The 953-nt window shown below is 60.0% G+C and carries 2 protein-coding genes; one reads left to right on the forward strand and one right to left on the reverse strand.

Annotated features, from left to right (window positions below; all coding sequences use genetic code 11):
• Nucleotides 1-191, forward strand: a 191-nt coding sequence (locus A5622_RS19185; protein WP_197508048.1) for a class I SAM-dependent methyltransferase, incomplete at its 5' end; no start/stop codon positions are given.
• Nucleotides 192-251: 60 nt separating this feature from the next.
• Here the strand turns inward: A5622_RS19185 and A5622_RS19190 are convergent.
• The coding region (locus A5622_RS19190; RefSeq protein ID WP_066880593.1) for a cyclopropane mycolic acid synthase family methyltransferase at nt 252-953 on the reverse strand (702 nt) is incomplete at its 5' end.

Raw genomic sequence — 953 nt, forward strand, 5'->3', positions numbered from 1 at the left:
TGCAGCTGCTGCAGCAGCATTACGCGCGGACCCTCAACATCTGGGCGGCCAACCTGGAGGCCAACAAGGACAAGGCGGTCGCCCTGCAGTCCGAAGAGGTCTACGACAAGTACATGCACTACCTGACCGGCTGCGAGAACTTCTTCCGCAAGGGTGTCACCAATGTGGGGCAATTCACGTTGGTCAAGTAGGGCGGGACAAGTCGGCCCCGAACGGTGAACCGTTCGGGGCCGATTGCTTTACTGGGCCGGTTACTTCTCCAGCGTGAACTGATTGACGTCGGTGTAGCCCGCACGGAACAACTTCGCGCAGCCGGTCAGGTACTTCATGTACCGGTCGTAGACCTCCTGGGACTGGATGGCGATCGCCTGCTCGCGATTGGCCTCGAGTGCCTCGGCCCAGATGTTGAGGGTCCGCGCGTAATGCTGCTGCAGCAGCTGCACCCGCTCGATCGTGAAGCCCGCCGCCTCGCCGAATTTGAAAATGTCTTCCTGCGCCGGGAGTTGTCCACCCGGGAAAATTTCCTGGCCGATGAATCGAGCGAATCGGATATCGCTCATCGTGATGGAAACACCGCGCTCGTGCTGCTGTTTTTGCGTGTAGGTCAAGATGGTGTGCAACAGCATTCGGCCGTCGTCGGGAAGGATCTCGTAGGCGCGCTCGAAAAATGCGGGATAGCGCTCCATCTTGAAAGCTTCGAAGGCGCCAATCGTGACGATCCGGTCGACCTTGTCCTCGAACTCTTCCCAGCCCTGCAACCGCACCTCGATGTTGCGGCTGGTCGGCAATCCGGCCAGCTTGTTCTTGCTGTACTCAAACTGATTGCGGCTCAGCGTGATCCCGATGACGTTGACGTCGTACTTCTCGACGGCCCGCTTCAGCGCGCCACCCCAGCCGCAACCGATGTCCAGCAGCGTCATCCCGGGTTCGAGGTTCAGCTTTCCCAGCGCCAG

Source organism: Mycobacterium sp. 1245801.1, from assembly GCF_001673055.1.
GTDB lineage: Bacteria > Actinomycetota > Actinomycetes > Mycobacteriales > Mycobacteriaceae > Mycobacterium > Mycobacterium europaeum_A.